Raw genomic sequence first — 15,707 nt, forward strand, 5'->3', positions numbered from 1 at the left:
CATTCTCCAGAGTCAGCATTTGCGTCGGGAGGCGTTTGAGTTATACGTATTAAGCTTAATACCGTGACTCTCCCCAGATTCAATATCGCATCCACCACCCTCGTAGTTGCCTGCCTTTCAGTCGCCGTATCCGTTAATGGTGGTGAATTGTCGAGCGAGGCCGCGAACCTAATCGCCCGTTACGGGTCACCCAGTAGCCAAAACTTTTATGCGAACGAATCTGGCGTTCGCGGGACGGTTACGAGCATCGCTACGCTTCCAACTGGAGAACTTGCTGTCCTTACAATCAACGGCTTGTTCGTATTCGACGGAACCAACTGGGGCAAAATCGAAGAAATCCCTTGGTCAACTGACCTAAAAATTAGCCCGAGCGGCGAAACCACGCTCAGCACCTCGCGAGGATTCTATCAGGTTCATCCGAACTCGACCGGAAGCTTTACTCCGGAACGACTCGCAGGAGAAAACTACGACTCTTTTGCCCTCCCTGCCCTGGAACACGTCGCCTTCGCGAAAGGGCACACCTTTGGACTCGCGGGCAATCGCCTTATAGCAATCTCACCAGAAGGAGAACTTAATCGCTACGAACTCGAAAACTGGGCAGGCGGCCTGTTCACTATCGGGGACGAGCTCTATCTTTTAGGCGGAACTCAAACAGGTTTGAACCGCTGGGACTGGCAAAACCAATCACTCGTAAACAGCTCTCAGCAGCTAACTGCAGCTGGCAATTACGATTGGATGCTCAAATCCGTGCCCCGAGCGAAAGGCGGCGTTTGGCTTCTCTCTGAAACCTATGCCGTTATCGGATACGACGGGACCTCCTTCTTTGAATGGACCGGAAACTCGCAGGTAAAATCCCTCGGCTTGAAGGTAATCGATCTCGTCGAGCTCTCCAACGGCTCTCTCGCTATCGCAAGCGCCAACCAAGGCCTCTACCTTTTCGACGAAGAAGCAAGACTGACCCTTCACTACAACTCCAAACAGGACCTCCCAGACGACTCCATCCAACGTATCGGACTCGACTCGCAACAAGGACTCTGGATCGCCACGGAAAACTGCCTCACCCGGCTCCAAATCGACTTCCACAATGCCCTCTTCGACGATTTCCAAGGAATCGATAGCTCCGTTCAAAGCATCGCCTTCTTTCAAGACCGCATCTACCTAGGCACCAACGAAGGACTCTATGTCAGCCACCCCAACCCTCGCGCTCACGACCCCGTCTTCACGCACCAGTTAGACCAAGACAACATTTCGGACCTTCTCGAGCACCAAGGCAGCCTCTTCCTCGCAGGTTCCACCCTCACGATTCTCAGTCCCCAAGGCGATGTCTACGAACTCTCTCCCCAGAAAGTCACCACCTTCCTCCAACCGAGCGCCTACCCAGACCTGATCCTGGCAAGTACCGTCGAAGGAATCGCCCTCCTCGCTGCAGGTGAGAACGACCGTTGGGTCGTCAAAGCCTGGCTAGAGGGTCCGCCCACTGACGCCTATTCACTCGCAGAAACCTCCGAAGGCACCTACCTCGCCAACTACGGAAACGATCAATTCGCTCGCCTCGAACTCAACGAAAATGGCGGAAGCTACCAACTGGAAACCTTCACCGGATATCACAACGGTGAGTGGACCATAATGGCCTCCATCAATCAAAAAACCTACCTTAGCGGCACGCCCTGCCTCATCTGGGATCCATCCACCTCTAATTTCGTTCCAGACCCGAAAATGGGCTTTTACGACGTAGTACCACCCTTCGGCTTTGATCAAATATACGGACCGACACAGGACGAAACCTACGTCCCCGTAAACTCTCGCAGCAGCGCTTTCCTCCGCCGACCCTCCACTCACACCGTTCACGAAATCGCTATACTCAAGAATGATGTAGACAACCGCGCTACATGCCTCGCCTACGACGCCGACGGAAACGCATGGGCCGGAGGGTCGTTCGGACTTTTCTACTCCAAAGCCCCTTCCAACCGCCAACGCTACCCTACTCCCGAACCAAGAATCCTAAGCCTCACCACCAGCACAAAAAACCAAACCCAGAATCTTCCCCACAAACAATCCAACCTGACGCTCAGTGTGCAGCAAAACTCCCTTAAACTCGTCGCCTCCTACCCTCGCTTCCAAAATAGCAAGCACCAGCAATTCCAAATCCTCCTCAACGACGAATCCCCCGAAACCACGCCCTTTTCCTCCGCCAACTGGCGCGAGTTCTCAAACCTCCCTCCCGGTGAACACATCATCGTCATAAACGTCAACGACGCTTCCGGCACGACCCCGAGCTCCAAGCTACTCAACTTATACATTGCTACCCCATGGTACCAAACACCCCTCGCGCTGGCACTCTACCTTCTCATCGCCAGCTTCGCCGTACTCGTCATCATACGCCTGAAGACGCAGACCCAACGCAAACACAACCAGCAGCTCGAGGAGCTTGTCCAACAACGCACTAAAGAGCTCTTCCAAACAAACCACCAGCTCGCGACCCAAGCCGAGGACCTTGCCGAGAAGAACGAAGAACTCACCGCCACCACTGAAGCGCTTTCCTCCACCTTGCACCAACTGCAGAACATGCAAAACCAGCTCGTCGCCACGGCACGTACCGCTGGCAAAGCCGAAGTCGCAATCAACGTCCTGCATAATGTCGGAAACGTGCTCAACAGCATAAACGTCAACCTGACGACCCTCAGCCAACGCGCAGACCAATCGAACGCCACCAAGCTCGCGAAGCTCTGCAAGCTCATCGACAGTCACAGCCACGATATCGAAACGTACCTCTTAAAGGACCCAAAAGGCAAAAAAATCCCCGAATACCTCAGTCTCCTCTCCCAATCCCTCACCGACGAAATTAAATCCAACCAACTTGAGCTGGCTCGCATCAACGAGCACCTCGATCACGTCAAAAAGATCGTCAAAGCCCAGCAAATCCACGCCAAAAGCAGCCACATCCCAGCAGCCATTCGCCTCCACCAACTCTGCCAAGACGCAGTCAGCATCGTCGCCGCCTCCTCGGGCAAAACTCAAACCAAAATCGAGTACGACGTCGCCTTTGACATTCAGATCGAAACCGACAAGCACCTCCTCCTGGACATCCTCATAAACCTCCTATCCAACGCCCAAGAGGCCATCCAACAAAAAGCCGCTCCGCTCGGTAGCATCCGCATATCTGCGCAAGAGGACCTTGAAGCTAAGTCCATCACCATCCAAATCGCCGATAACGGAGTTGGTATAGCTCAAGATAACACAAACAAACTCTATCAACATGGCTTCACTACCAAGCCAAACGGACACGGCTTCGGACTGCATTCCGCCGCCAACGCTGCACTCTCACTCGGCGGCAACCTGAAAATAGAAAGCCCAGGCGTCGGTCTCGGCGCGAATGCGACGCTCAGCCTGCCTCTCAACGCACCAGCAACCCCCAGCTCAATTTAATTTGATAAACCGAAAGCAACTCGCATTCTCTCGCTACAATGACTACCACATCTAAGATTATCTCACTCGCCTTCGCCAGCTCGCTCGCATTAGCAGGCTGCTCCCAAAAGGAGGAAATCACGGAAGCCGACGTACAAGCCGCAGCAGACGCCGCTGCCCAAGACGCCAAGGATACCGCCGCCAGCAACCAAGCCGCCTCCGAAAAGAAAATGGAAGACAAACTAGCTTCTGGTCTCGCTTCCATAAAAAAGGAGTCCGACTCCAAGCTCGCTGACGCCAAAGCCGAAATGGAAGACAAGCTAGCGACCGAAAAGCAAAAGATGGAGGAAGAAATGTCCGCCAAGCTTGAGGCACAAGCAGAAGCCCTCAAAGAGCAATTCACATCCAGCAACGCTGCCTTGAAAAGCCAGTTCGAATCCCTCAAGGAGAAATACGAGTCTGTTAAGTCAAAGCTGCCCGAAGACACCACAGAAACTATATCTGCGAAACTCCCTGCACTCGCCTCCAGCCTCGGCAACCTGGAAAGCATAACCAACAAGTTTAACCCCAGCTCCATGGAGCAACTAAAGGACTTGCAAACAAAGTACGCAGACGAGCTCGCCATAGCCAAAAAGCTAGCAGACGAAGTTCTCAAGCTCATGGGAAAAGGCAGCCTCGAGAGCATGCTACCAAAACTCTAGGATTTAATACGCTTCCAGCATCACAAAGGCCGCCGAATAATGGCGGCCTTTTCACTCTTCAAAATCCGTAGTCCAACCGCTCTGATGAATCCACTCGAAGCCCTCGCCCAAAACCAAAAACGAATCCTATCGCTAGAGAGCATCGCCGGCCTTCTCGGCTGGGATGAGCAAACCATGCTCCCCGAAGGCAGTGCCGATCAGCGGCAGGATCAAAACGCGACTATCGCCGCCGTCATACACGAGGCCAAAACCAATCCTGCAATTGGTGAACTTCTGGAACAGCTCGAATCCCAGCCCTCAACCCACGAAGTCAGCCCCATTCTCCGCGATGCACGAATCGATTTCGACCGAGCCACAAAACTCCCCGCCCAGCACGTAGAGGAGCACGCCAGACTTACCTCAGAGGCTTACCACGCTTGGGCAACCGCCCGTAAGGATAACGATTTCGCAAGCTACGCACCCTACATCGAGCGACACCTCGAGCTCGCCAAGCAAGGAGCCGACTACCTCGGCTGGGGTGACCGTCCCTACGACTTGCAAATCGATCTGCACGACCCGGGCATGGACGCGAAAACCATCGAACGCCTATTCTCCGAACTCAAGGCCGAGCTCGTACCTATCGTTCAGCAAATTATAGATTCCCCCATAAAAGCTCGGACCGACATTTTCAAAGGCTTCCCCATCTCCGAACAGAAGAGTTTTCTCGAAACAGTGACCGCGTCGCTAGGATTCAACTATAAACGCGGGCGCATCGATATATCCCTACACCCCTTTTGCAGTGGAAATGGAGCAGACACGCGCATGACGACACGCTTCGATGAAGACAATCCACTCGATTCGCTCTTCTCATCCATTCACGAAACCGGACACGGAATGTACGAACAAGGCCTCCCTCTCGACTCGCTCCACAATGCTCTGGGAAAAGCCGCTGGCATGGGAGCCCACGAATCCCAAAGTCGACTCTGGGAAAACCAAGTCTGCCGCTCCCGCGCGTTCTGGAAACACTACGAGCCGAAGTTCCGAGCGACGTTTCCCCAGCAACTCGATGGAGTCTCCTCGAAAGACCTCTACTTGGCCATCAACTCTGTATCAAAAACGCCTATACGGGTCGACTCAGACGAAGTCACCTACAACCTACACATCATCATACGATTCGAGATCGAGAAGAAACTCTTTTCCGGCGAGCTAGAAGTGAAGGACTTGCCGGCGTACTGGAATAGTCAATACAAAGAATTGCTTGGAATAGAACCCCGCAATGATGCTGAAGGTGTGCTGCAAGACGTGCATTGGTCCGCCGGTGCATTCGGTTACTTTCCGAGTTACTGCCTAGGAAATATGCTTGCTGCCCAACTGTGGTACACTGCAGCCGAAGAACTTCCAAGGATCGAGGATGACTTTGTCAGCGGCAACTTCACGCGCCTACTCGGTTGGCTACGCGAAAACGTACATAGCCACGGGGCACGCTACCATCTCATGGAGCTAAGTCAGCAAGCAACCGGTCAAGAGCTATCGCCAAACTCGCTCATCCGCTATCTCAAGGAACGCTACCTCCCGCTTTACACATAAGCACCACCCCTCGAAGCTCTCGATATCCCATGCGTGCGCAAACCTCGGCTTCGTATTCAATAACATCTTACATTGTTGCCTCGCTCGCTTTCGTTTTCGGCTTGTCGAAAAGCGCATATTCGGCGAACGAGCGAAATTTCAGAGGCATTCCCTATTACAGTCTATTCACGTCGCGCGACTTCAACAGCGGCGCTTCAGCAGTTTTCCTCACCACTGCAGCCGACGGCACGATATTCTATGGAGACCGAAATTGGGTGTTCCAATACGACGGTTCAACTTGGCATAAAGTCTACCAAAACAGCAACACGAGCGAGAAGATCACCGCACTGCTTTGGGATCCAGACGGATCCATATACGCAGGGGGGTTCAACCTCTTCGGAAAGCTGACAGTTAACGAGCTAAATGAGCCAGCATTTCATTCGTTGGTGCCGCATCGAGGATTCGAAAACGGCGAAGCCATAGTAAAAATCGAAAGTACCGCTGAGTCAGTTTACTTGACGGGAAAGCGTAGCTTTGCCCACTACCACAAAGCGAAGGGAGAAACGGATCTCCACGTGCTGTCGACCTGGATTACTGCCAGTTTCTTAATGAACGGAGAGTATCACTTGCTTACCGACAACAACGACATTCTACGCTACCAAGATGGTCAGCTAACAAAGCTCGACGAGGTATCCAACATCCTCGGGGCGAGCGGCATCACTGTCGCTGACATCGTTGTAGACTCAGACGGCAGCGCGATTATGGCTTCCGAACGGAGAGGGATTTATCGTTTCGATGGTAGCTCTATCTCGGAGGCGTACCCTTCTTTTGAATACTCCTCAGAAAATCTAACAACCGATATCGAGCTCATTTCGGACAATCGACTCGTCATCGCGTCCCTGGGAGGCGGAATCACAGTCCTCGACCAAGAGGGAAATACAATCGAAGAGTTAGGACCAAAAACTGACTATCGATTCAAAAGCGCACGAGCAGTAGAAATCGACAAATCCGGAACCGTCTGGGCCATGTTCAATAATACGGTGGCCAAAGTACTTCTCGACTCACCGCTCACAGCTATCGACGAACGGATTCGACCTAGCTTTTTCTACGCAAGCCAACACCTTCACGAAGGCGAGCTTTACGTGCGCAGCTTCTACATCTTGTACAAAGCAGTCTTCGACAAGAATGGACGCATCTCTCACTTCGTAAATGCACTGCCTGGTTCGGAGCTCGAGATTTGGTCCGTTGCCCAAACAGACGATGGGCTATACCTTAACACCGCCGACAACGGAATTTTCCTATTCGAGAATGGCACTGCAGACTTTCTTGTCGAATCCGAAGCCTACGATCGCTTCGAGCACTCGAAAACCCATCCAAACTTCATCGTCGGGGCCAATAGCAATTCTATAGCACTCTACGAGAAGAGCGGCAAGACTCTCAGTCTGGTCGATAGAATCGCCAACCCTGGTGGCTTTATAAACCGCTTGTTCGAGGATCGAGATGGCTATTTTTGGATCGAGTACGGGCTCGGTCGCACTGCTCGAGTGGCGTTCGAGGGCGGAGGCATCCAACTGCAATCCTTCGCTTCAGAATACGGTATACCTCCAAATGATTGGGGGTCGCTTTGGATTCACGATGGGATTGCCCACCTCAACACTGGCCAGAAGACTCTATTGCTGGATCCCGCACAGAAACCATTTTCGGCGGACGCCGAATTGCAAGCGGTCGTCGGAAGTGATGAGTTCGGAGTCGGCCGAGCATTCACTGATCCCGAGGTGAACCTCTGGATATCTGCAAACAACAAAAACCTCATTTTTTGGAAGCAAGAAGACGGTAGCTATCTACGAGACGAAACCTCCCTAAGCGAGATGGGTGAACCCTATTTCGAGTCGATCGAATTTCTCGACAACGGTGACGCCCTGATCATGACCTCATTTGAGTTCTTTCACTTCCAGAAAGACAAGAGACTCCTGGAAAATCGTAACGATAATTTCAATACACGCATTATTTCCATTGAAGACCCCGAGGACAACGACCGGCTGTTTACCAGCTTAGGAAACAACGAATCGCTGTCACGTCTGGCTCTGAATTTCGCTCACAATAACCTGAGATTCACGGTTTCAAACAATTTTACCTACACCACGAATCCACCCGAATTCCAATTCATCCTCCAAGGGTTCTCCGACGAGTCGATCAGCCAAAATGAGCAAGGGTGGAGCGAGAGCAGCTCGATATCTTATACCAATCTTCAACCCGGAAACTACACATTTAAAGCACGGACAAAGTTAGGAAACGGGGCGGTCGGCCCTTGGGTGCAATTGCCACTAGAAATCTCGCCTCCCCTGCATCGAACAACCATCGCTTTTCTAGTTTACTTAATTGTATTCATCCTATTGATACAGGTCTTCGCGAAGTTTAACTCTGCTAGATTGAGGAAGCGAAATCAGGAACTGGAGAGAAAAGTAAAGAATCGCACACGAGAAATCGAAAACAAGAATACCGAACTGAAAAGCCAGGCCGACCTACTAGAGTCCAAAAACAACGAGTTGAAAACCCAATCCGAGGAAATCCAGAAAAATGCGAGCGACCTTGCCAAAGCGTTGATCCAACTTAACGACACGCAGGACAAACTACTGACCACCGCTCGAATTGCAGGGCGAGCAGAAGTCGCTAATAACGTACTCCATAGCGTCGGCAATGTGCTAAATAGCGTGAATACGGGGCTGAGCAACCTCGACAATCAGGTAAAGCAGTCTCGCGCGAAAAATTTCAAAAGCATCGTCTCCCTGATCAAGGAGAATGAGGACTCGCTGACTCACTTCTTCCAGCATGACGAACGTGGGAAACAGATACCCAATTACCTCGATCAATTGGCAGACGCCCTGAGGAACGAGCTCGATTCCTACTCACGAGGGATACGCGAAATCCATGAAAACGTGGACCATATAAAAATGATCGTCGCCACTCAGCAAACCCATGCTAAACGAGTCGGAGTCGAGCAGGAGGTGCACATTGCCGAACTACTCGAATCCGCCCTCACCGTCACCCTAGGTGAGTCCTATGAAAATTCATACACGATTGAAAGAGACTACGACTGGGATCTCGTTTCGTACACTGACAAGCACCTCGTGCTAGATGTCGTCATCAATTTAATCAAGAATGCGAAGGAGTCGATGTCCCATCTAGCTGCAAAACAGCGCCTGCTGAGACTATCATGCCGCTCCGCTGAACTGAATAAAACTCAAATTTCAATTACAGACAACGGCTCGGGTATCGCCCCAGAAAGTAAATCTAAGCTGTTCACGCACGGATTCACCACGAAATCCGACGGGCATGGATTCGGATTGCACGGCAGTGCCAACGCCCTCAAGAGCATCGGAGGAAGCCTCAAGCTCGAAAGCGAAGGACCAGCGAAGGGCGCGACCGCCACAATCGCCCTTCCTGGTTAAGCGGCAGATTTCAGTCCGGCATAGATCATCCGATTAACGCTTCAGATGACAGTAGCAGAACGAAAGACAATAGATCGGACAGGGAAGTTCACCAGCCTTCGCAGGTGGGCTCCTATCCTTATAGCCTGTTTTTCCCTGTCAGCTTACTCAATTCGCAGCGGTTCCCCAGCCCCCATGATCGAACTCAGCTGGCGAGACAAAGTTGATCACTTTATCGTTTACTCCCTCCTAGCAGCTCTAGTCTTTCAAGCCCTTCCAGTTAGAATCGAAGGGACGCGGAGATGGCTCTTCTGCTTCGTACTGGTCAGTGGCTTCGGACTCTGGGACGAGTGTCTTCAACATTTCAATCCAGCAAGAACAGGAGATCCGCTCGATTGGCTTGCCGATAGCGTGGGAGCCCTCTTGGCTGCAGTTGCCTGTTCCGCTTTCCCAAAGATCAGAAAACTCGCTAACTGGAACTGCACCTCGACCCTATTTCGCAAAAAAAGCCTGTAGGGACGAATCCACTACAGGCTAGATGGGGAATAAATATTCTCTCGAAGGCTACTGCTTGGCAGCTTCTTTTTCAACAGCTTCCTTAAGGGCGGACGCCTCAGACTCAGCTGTCTCAGCAGCGGACTCTGCTTGGCTTGATAGACTCTCAACTGCCTTCTCTTCTTCGGTTTTCTGTCCACAGCCAGAAAGCGAAAGTCCAAGAACTACAAAAACGAGGGAGAGGAAGGAAACAAGTACTTTAGAATTTTTCATAAGCTATTGGGTATGCATCGGTTAACTGCCTTGTGCAAGGCATATGTGCATCGGTAAAACCTGGCTGAGACAGAGCGCGTTTACGGGCTTTCCTAGAAAGACACGTGACAAATCCGAGCGATACGCGCAGGGTCCTCGACTTTCAATTCGTCCATATTGTTATGATAGAAGAAGCCACAGACATCGCCAGCCTAGTAAAGAATATCGCCCTCGACGCACGAGCGGCCTCCCTCAAGCTCGCAAACGTTCCGAGCGAATTGAAGAACAAGGCCATCCTTCGCCTCGCTGAGCTCATCGAAAAAGAGGCTCCGAGCCTGCAGACAGAGAATGAGAAGGACTTGGAAGCTGGGAAGGCTGCTGGCCTCACTGGGGCCATGCTAAACCGCCTTGAGTTGAATGAGAAGCGAATCTCAGGGATGATAGAAGGCGCACGCCAAGTGGCTGCACTTCCCGATCCCGTTGGCGAGTCGCTTGACACCTATAATCACCCCCAAGGTTTCACCATCGAAAAAGTGCGCGTACCGATAGGCGTGATCGGTATCATCTACGAATCTCGCCCCAACGTGACCGTCGATTGTGCCATCCTCTGCCTCAAGAGCGGAAACGCCAGCATTCTACGCGGCGGTAAAGAAGCATTCCATACTAACACCGCCTTGGCCAAGCTCGTTTCAAAAGCGCTCTCGGAAACTGGATTGCCCGAAAAGGCCGTACAGCTCATTCCTACGACCGATCGGGCCGCAATGAATACGCTACTCAAGCTCAACGAGCAAATCCAGTGTATCATCCCGCGGGGAGGAGAAGGCCTCATTCGCTTCGTATCGGAAAACTCGACCATCCCAGTAATCAAGCACTACGACGGCATCTGTACTCTCTTCGTAGACAAGGCTGCGGATGTGGCTATGGCTGAGAGCATTGTTGTTAACTCCAAGACTCACTACCCATCCGTCTGCAACGCGGGCGAAAATCTGCTTGTACATCGCGACGTAGTGGAATTTCACCTACCACAAATCGCTCGAGGGCTCGTCGCAAAAGGCGTCACGCTGAAAGCTGACGAAGAGGCAGCCACCGTTTTGGAGAACGCAGGAATCGACTGCGAACCTGCGAGTGAAGAGGATTGGTCCACAGAGTATTTAGACCTCATCATCTCCATCAAGGTAGTGGCGGACGAAGAGGAAGCGATGGCCTTCATCAACAAGTATGGAAGCTCGCATAGCGATGCGATCATCACTGAGGACGCCGAAACTGCGACAGCTTTCCTAAACGGGGTCGACTCGTCTACCGTCTACTGGAACGTGAGCACTCGCTTCACAGATGGATTCGAATTCGGACTCGGTGCAGAAATTGGTATATCCACAGATCGTCTACACGCTCGAGGACCGATGGGACTACGTGAACTTTGTAGCTACAAGTACAAGGTCGTCGGCAAGGGCCAGATTAAAGCTTAAACTTCGGTTTCACTCACCCAACGGTCACCTAATAAGTGACCGTTTTTTTGTCGACCAGGCGGGGTGCCGCCCAAGCGGAAAGCCCGAACACTGCCCAACACATCCAAACGAACCAGTCCCCATAGGTTACGTAAAAGGTCTGCTTACCGACCCAACGACGATCGCGAGAGATCTCGAAGACCGTCGCCGACTGCTCCCAAGGATCGAGAGAGCCTTTCACGCTTCCATACTCGTCGATCCAGCCCGTCCAACCATCGTTGCCCACCCGCAGTACGGGACGACGGGTTTCTATTGCCCGTAAAACAGAGTGTGCCTTGTGCTGGGACGCCGCACCGCTCTTGCCATACCAAGCACTATTGGTTGCAACATACAGGAATCCTGCCCCTTCCTTCACAGCATCGCGAGCAAGCGATGGAAATACATCTTCAAAACAAACCAAGGAACCTACTCGCAGGGTTCTATCCTCGAGATCCAATGGCAATAATTGCGACTTTTCCCCAGGTAGAATATCTCCGTTGATCGGAACCACCTTTTCCATCCATGGCCAAAGAGCACGCAAGGGAATGTATTCGCCAAATGGAACAAGGTGCTGCTTTGAGTAATATAGCGGAAACAAGCCATATTCCGGCCTAACTAGAAATACGCTATTGTACCAATCCAAATTGCCAGACTCTCCTTCGACACCCATCGCTCCCGCAAAAATTGGAGCCTCCAACCCTGTTGCAAGTCGCGCGCTCCAAGCTTCCATCGGACCAGCATCGTTCAATGGATACGGAAGCACCGTCTCTGGCCAAAACGCAGCATCCGGATCGAGAGCCTTCATAGCCAAGGTCTGACGCTCCAATTCACCTATAATCTTCCGTTCAAACGCCAGATCCCACTTCTGGTTCTGCGGAACATTCGGTTGTATCACCGCAGCTCGAAAGGCCTTTTCACGCTGCTGTCCAGAGCTCAACCTTAGCAACATGAAGCTGATTGCTACCGTAAACGACAGGGCCAAATAAAACTCGGGACAGACCCCCCTTTTCTTCGTTCGAGCGTATTCGACAAGTCGAATCAAATAGGCCGCGATTCCAAAATTTAGCAATACAAGTGCGAAGGAAACGACCCAACTACCAAAGATCGAGGCGCTCTGCAGCATGATAGGCTCATTGACCTGGCTAGCTGACAGAGGCAACCAAGGGAATCCAGTGAAAATGTAGGTGCGAAGGTGTTCCACCATCACCCACAAAGCCGCAGCTCCTAAGCTCGGAGCGAGCCCACGCCACATGCCCTCTCCAGATGCCCTCTTCGAAAGCCAACTCACACCGATCGCCCAAAAGGAAAAATGAAGTCCTACGATCCCCGCAAGAGCAATCATCCCTCCCCAAGTTACGTGGTGTAACCAAAATATAAGTACAATCCAAGAGCTCCATCCAATTCCGAAACTCGTAAGAAAAACAGCTTTCAAGCTTGGCCCAAAGCTCAGCCAAATCCCGAAAGGCACTAGGAATACGAAGGCCGCTTCATTGACTCCATAGGGCGGAAGACTCGCCACGTAAAAGAGCGGCGTTAGTATACAAGCAACGATTTGAGCCAACTTTTGACGATTCGTTTCGAACCATTCCGCGACCTTTGTGATCATGTCGAGACTCTGCGAGAATACCGCTCTCAGGCGAAGCTCAAAATAGAAATCCTCAGATTCAGACGCTAGTACTTAAGGACTCCATCGCAGGTAGTGCGGCATACGAAGCTTCTCACCGAAACGAGCCGTTCTACTTCCCTCCCGCAGGAAGCAAGGTTTCGGCATAGCTCTCAACAGACGCGTCAGGAAATTCCAACCGTAACGCTTCGGCTAACCTCAGCATGCCATTCAGAGAACCCGCCGACAAACGCTGGACCTTCTCAATATCTGCCTCATCCAGCACTCTTTCGAGCTGCTCCTTCGCTGCCCCGACCTGCTTAGCTCCGGCGAGCAACAAGGACATACTCAGCCTCAAATCCCAGTCCAGATATTCAGCCTTACCATTTTCGATGTAAGCAAGAAGTTCACCTACGTCCTGCGCGAAGGACTCGCGACGCCCAAAGGCGGCGGAGATCTCAGCAGAGATCAAATGCGTGACAATATCATCGGGAAAAGAGTTCGCCAACGCCTTACTGGCTTCCACCGCATGCCCTCCACGTCCAGTGTCCAAGAAAAACTCAACAAGCCGGCCTAGAGCACTCGCATTATCCTGAACGTCGACCACCCGGAAAATGTTAACCCAATCATCCTCAAAACCATCCACCAGCGGCACCTGAAAGGAAACAAGTTCGAGCCAACGAGGAGGCATCCATCGATTCAGCAACGCGATGAAAGAGTGTTCAGGTTGATTCCCTCCTAATAGGGCATAGTCTTCAAGGAATGTATCCCAAGACGGATGAACGATGAACTCCAGCTGGCGACTTTCAGCAAGGGCTCTTGCCTCGTCTGGAGTCGTAGCCGCACAAATCCGAACGGAAGCGCTAAATCCATCTTCATTTTCTGGATACGGTGTTCCAATTCCCCTCAGACCGCCATAAAAGGCGAGCGATACCGATACTTCAGGAGGAGCCAATGCAACGGAGCCTTCCTTGACTGAGCGGCGCGCCAACCATTGTCCCAAATGACGTTCGATCAGTAGTTCCAACTCAGCCGGCTCAACCGTCTGGATCGCTTTTGCGCTTGAACTCGGCACCACAAAAACCACCCCTAAAGCAGAGGAGAACAAAACAACACCCCCCACGCTCCATTTCCAAACCGCTTGCAAAGGCGCGATAGAAAAAACTGCAACCGCTACCAGCAGCAACTGCACGTGCAGCAAGCTCCACCATCCGAGATCAAGAAACGCACAACAGAGTGCCGCCGCCGCCGGGCCCATGGCAAGAATCAGAGGGCTCAAAGCACGAGCAGAACCTTTCGATCGAAAAACGGCTAACGCCCCTATCACCAGCAAGAGTAGAGGAACGCATAGGGCGAATAACAAAGAGCGACCCCCATCGACGCCTCCAATCTCCCCAAAGCCTTCGACACCTGGATCAACAGAGAGTCTCGTCAAATTAGAGCTGACTACGTCAACGCTCCAAGCGTCCGGACGGCCATCAAAAAGGATACTACAGGTCACTCCAAGTATCGCTAATCCAGACAGAAGAAGTACTAAAAGTCTACTTTTGCTCCTCTTTTCTCCTGTATTCAAACTTTGGAGCAACTCGCCAGCCCCTAACCAAGCGAACGCAAAAAGCGGATTCACGAAGTCGCTAAGCCAAGCGTTGGAGCTCAGCATTTCAGAAGAACGCTCGATCAACCAAGAACCAAAAACAACCGAACTCCCTCCTATTGCCCAAATACGCCAAGGCAAAACTGTCCCGATAGAGGCACCAGAGCTTGCAGCAACCTTGTTCTTCAAGACTCCCATTAGCAAAGCAGAGAGGAAGACACCTGCGAGCACTGGAATTCCGCCCGAAACACCTGTCCACATCGCAAAGCCTCCAGCTATCCCGGAAAAAAGGAAATAACGGCGCACACTCCGATGCGATTCTTGCCCGACTGAATTCTCATCCCAGAGCGATGCTCCGCACAACAGCAGTAGAACGCTCATCATCAAAAAGAGCGAAAGCAACGAGGAGGCACCGGGTTGGCCTGGAGCAAACGAACCTCCCAAAGGAAAAAAACAAACTGCCCCCACCGAAAACAAAACCGCCGCAAAGCTTCCAAATCGACGCGCTATGAAAAAAGCCCCAACTAAAACGACCGCTAGCTGTAAAACAGGATCAGCATAAAGAGCCGCCCTCTCCACTGAAAGACCAGTCGATGTATCGGAAAATATCTGAACTCCCCCTGCAATGCCGCTCAACCACCAACGATAGAGTGAAGAGGTGCGAACGGGCCTGCCATTCGGTGCATTATCAAAGTCGCTCTGCTTCAACAGCCAATCGCCAGAGTCCAACATTTCTTGCACATGAACCACATTTTGAAACGCGTCCAAGTTACGCTGAGGTACGATCAACTTGCGGAAGCCGTACTCATATCCAGTCGGAGAATCGGCGTCCTGAGCGATCTCCATGCCCCCAGCCAAATTGGATACATGCTCCAGGTGAGCGATTCTAAGCCCATGGCTACGAATGGCTAAGGCGAGCATAACAGCTGCGACGATTACCCACCAATGCTTCGAAATCCGATTGAAGAATACCATAATACTTGATCGATCAACGGCGACGACACCCTAGCCAAAAAAACACCGCGAACCATCCTCCAATCGATTCGCTCCGTCAATAAAACACAGCGCGCCAGCGATCTCGCTAAAAGCTGAAGGGCAACGAGTAAGAGCAATCGCGGAGCAAGCCGCTACGCGGTGCAGCCTCATCGCTCGCCTCCCTCCTGCCCGGCGTTCGAGAACAGCAGCGCCGGAGAGCCCAGC

The 15,707-nt window shown here is 52.0% G+C and carries 9 protein-coding genes; 6 read left to right on the forward strand and 3 right to left on the reverse strand.

The window, feature by feature from the left end; all coding sequences use genetic code 11:
- The first annotated feature begins 63 nt into the window (after positions 1-63).
- The 5 genes from QEH53_RS16985 (at position 64) to QEH53_RS17005 (ending at position 9,595) form a co-directional block, all read left to right on the forward strand.
- The gene (locus tag QEH53_RS16985; RefSeq protein WP_309024405.1) at positions 64-3,426 is read left to right on the forward strand and encodes a HAMP domain-containing sensor histidine kinase; all 3,363 of its coding nucleotides are present in this window, start codon (positions 64-66) and stop codon (positions 3,424-3,426) included.
- A gap of 38 nt (positions 3,427-3,464) precedes the next feature.
- On the forward strand, positions 3,465-4,106 hold the full coding sequence (locus QEH53_RS16990) for a hypothetical protein (protein ID WP_309024406.1): 642 nt from the start codon (positions 3,465-3,467) through the stop codon (positions 4,104-4,106).
- Between the two features lie 39 nt (positions 4,107-4,145).
- Positions 4,146-5,672 (forward strand): carboxypeptidase M32, encoded by a 1,527-nt coding sequence (locus QEH53_RS16995; RefSeq protein WP_309024407.1) that lies wholly within the window; start codon positions 4,146-4,148, stop codon positions 5,670-5,672.
- A gap of 29 nt (positions 5,673-5,701) precedes the next feature.
- The gene (locus tag QEH53_RS17000; RefSeq protein WP_309024408.1) at positions 5,702-9,100 is read left to right on the forward strand and encodes an ATP-binding protein; all 3,399 of its coding nucleotides are present in this window, start codon (positions 5,702-5,704) and stop codon (positions 9,098-9,100) included.
- A gap of 174 nt (positions 9,101-9,274) precedes the next feature.
- Complete coding sequence (locus QEH53_RS17005; protein ID WP_309024409.1) at positions 9,275-9,595, forward strand: VanZ family protein; 321 nt, start codon at positions 9,275-9,277, stop codon at positions 9,593-9,595.
- A gap of 48 nt (positions 9,596-9,643) precedes the next feature.
- On the opposite strand, the gene QEH53_RS17010 is transcribed toward QEH53_RS17005, so the two are convergent.
- Complete coding sequence (locus QEH53_RS17010; RefSeq protein WP_309024410.1) at positions 9,644-9,847, reverse strand: hypothetical protein; 204 nt, start codon at positions 9,845-9,847, stop codon at positions 9,644-9,646.
- A gap of 161 nt (positions 9,848-10,008) precedes the next feature.
- Between QEH53_RS17010 and QEH53_RS17015 the strand changes: the two genes are divergently transcribed.
- Complete coding sequence (locus QEH53_RS17015; protein ID WP_309024411.1) at positions 10,009-11,292, forward strand: glutamate-5-semialdehyde dehydrogenase; 1,284 nt, start codon at positions 10,009-10,011, stop codon at positions 11,290-11,292.
- Positions 11,293-11,320: 28 nt separating this feature from the next.
- Here QEH53_RS17015 and lnt read toward each other — a convergent pair whose 3' ends face one another.
- Together lnt and QEH53_RS17025 are read right to left on the reverse strand one after the other, a co-directional pair.
- Positions 11,321-12,916 (reverse strand): apolipoprotein N-acyltransferase, encoded by a 1,596-nt coding sequence (gene lnt / locus QEH53_RS17020; protein WP_309024412.1) that lies wholly within the window; start codon positions 12,914-12,916, stop codon positions 11,321-11,323.
- A 130-nt stretch (positions 12,917-13,046) separates the two neighbouring features.
- Positions 13,047-15,482 carry a hypothetical protein gene (locus QEH53_RS17025; RefSeq protein WP_309024413.1) on the reverse strand — a complete coding sequence of 812 codons (2,436 nt, stop codon included), beginning with the start codon at positions 15,480-15,482 and terminating at the stop codon, positions 13,047-13,049.
- Positions 15,483-15,707: the final 225 nt, after the last annotated feature.

The organism is Pelagicoccus sp. SDUM812002 (genome assembly GCF_031127835.1).
In the GTDB taxonomy this organism is placed as follows: Bacteria; Verrucomicrobiota; Verrucomicrobiia; order Opitutales; family Opitutaceae; genus Pelagicoccus.

Coding starts and splice junctions, on each gene's coding strand:
- lnt (WP_309024412.1), bottom strand. CDS start 12,916: ATGATCACAAAGGTCGCGGAATGGTTCGAAACGAATCGTCAAAAGTTG.
- QEH53_RS17010 (WP_309024410.1), bottom strand. CDS start 9,847: ATGAAAAATTCTAAAGTACTTGTTTCCTTCCTCTCCCTCGTTTTTGTA.
- QEH53_RS16990 (WP_309024406.1), top strand. CDS start 3,465: ATGACTACCACATCTAAGATTATCTCACTCGCCTTCGCCAGCTCGCTC.
- QEH53_RS17000 (WP_309024408.1), top strand. CDS start 5,702: ATGCGTGCGCAAACCTCGGCTTCGTATTCAATAACATCTTACATTGTT.
- QEH53_RS17025 (WP_309024413.1), bottom strand. CDS start 15,482: ATGGTATTCTTCAATCGGATTTCGAAGCATTGGTGGGTAATCGTCGCA.
- QEH53_RS17015 (WP_309024411.1), top strand. CDS start 10,009: ATGATAGAAGAAGCCACAGACATCGCCAGCCTAGTAAAGAATATCGCC.
- QEH53_RS17005 (WP_309024409.1), top strand. CDS start 9,275: ATGATCGAACTCAGCTGGCGAGACAAAGTTGATCACTTTATCGTTTAC.
- QEH53_RS16995 (WP_309024407.1), top strand. CDS start 4,146: ATGGCGGCCTTTTCACTCTTCAAAATCCGTAGTCCAACCGCTCTGATG.